The sequence below is a fragment of the Moorena sp. SIO3I8 genome (assembly GCF_010692325.1).
In the GTDB taxonomy this organism is placed as follows: Bacteria; Cyanobacteriota; Cyanobacteriia; order Cyanobacteriales; family Coleofasciculaceae; genus Moorena.
Window position 1 is genome coordinate 1 of the sequence record NZ_JAAHHW010000409.1, and the last position, 1340, is coordinate 1340.

General features: G+C 38.1%; 1 protein-coding gene and 2 pseudogenes. All 3 read right to left on the minus strand.

The annotated features are described in order from the left end of the window. Positions 1 to 133, minus strand: a pseudogene (locus F6K51_RS37430) (IS4 family transposase); the annotation flags it as partial. A 354-nt stretch (positions 134 to 487) separates the two neighbouring features. Further along, the gene (locus F6K51_RS37435; RefSeq protein WP_365940666.1) at positions 488 to 1198 is read right to left on the minus strand and encodes an adenylate/guanylate cyclase domain-containing protein; all 711 of its coding nucleotides are present in this window, start codon (positions 1196 to 1198) and stop codon (positions 488 to 490) included. Positions 1199 to 1214: 16 nt separating this feature from the next. Further along, positions 1215 to 1340, minus strand: a pseudogene (locus F6K51_RS37440) (IS4 family transposase); the annotation flags it as partial.

Consider the following 1340-nt stretch of genomic DNA (forward strand, 5'->3'; position numbering starts at 1 on the left):
GGAGAGCATTTGCTAACTTTTCCAAACTGACTTTCTTGATTAATTGTAAAAGATTAATCAGGATTTTTAAAAAAATATAATCGGCTAGACTTAATTGACTTTTTAGGTGGTTTTGGTAGAATGTTGGTAACATTGTCAATACGTAGGTCTTGTTGCAAATTTAGAGACCTACTTTTTTTTACCACAAAATGCTACTAGCTTTACATAGCAAGCATTTCAGCCTGTTTCGTCACCCCGTCAGCTTATATTCACTTCTATCATTTATCGACTTGTATAGAGCATCAAGCCTTTTCTTTACCTCTGGAGGTTGGGATGTAAAACGGATATAAAACCCTAGATTTTATGTTTCAAGTGACGTAACTTTAGCATAGATATCATCACTATATTCTGCTTGATATTGATTTAATATATTCAGGCTTATATTACTTAGCTCTACCGGTAAATACTCTCTTATTATCTCATAGGAACGCACTTTCGATCCCTTAGCTTAAAGCTGAACTAAACTTCCAAGAAAAAGATTTTTGCCGATATGCTTTTCTTCCAAAATTTTGTAGGTGAGTGGGATGGTTTTAGGAAGGGTAAAAAAATTCTCGTCTTCTTGAGGTATAAAGAGATTGTAGTCATCACCAATACCCACAACGTTATAGATAGTAATTGGCTGTTTAACCCCTTTTGGTTGTACCTGTTTGTCCCCGTGAATTATCACGATTGAATTAACCTGTTCAAAGGTGGATTGTGAAATCAAAATTTGACCACCTATGCTATAGGATTCAATACGATAGGTTAAGTTTACTTGGCTACCCACTACACTGTAATCGGTGCGTTTTTCCCAGCCAATATTGCCCACCACAACATCACCTGTGTTGATACCAATACCCATTTCTAGAGGTGGATAGCCCCAGGCATGCATCGTTTCGTTGACAGGAACCATTGCCAATTGCATCGCCACAGCACAAGCAACTGCCCGTTTTGTATCGTCTTCTCTGGCCGTGGGAGCACCAAATAAAACCAAAATTCCATCACCCATGAACTTATCAATGGTTCCTTGGTATTTAGTAATTACCTCTGACATATGTTTCAGATAGAGGTTGAGAATTTGAAGCACTTCTTCCGGAAGCAATCGTTCGGATAGCGCTGTAAATCCTCTTAAATCAGAAGTTAGTATGGTGATAGTTTTGCGCTGGCCTCCCAGTTTCAATTCTTCTGGTTTTTCCCTGGGGGGGCGACATGAGAGCTAAAAAGTAGACTGTATAAGCTTCATAGCTCTCATACCTCGTAAATAATTATCGAGCTTATGACGACTTAAACGCATCAAAGCATAAACTAATTCCCAACATTTA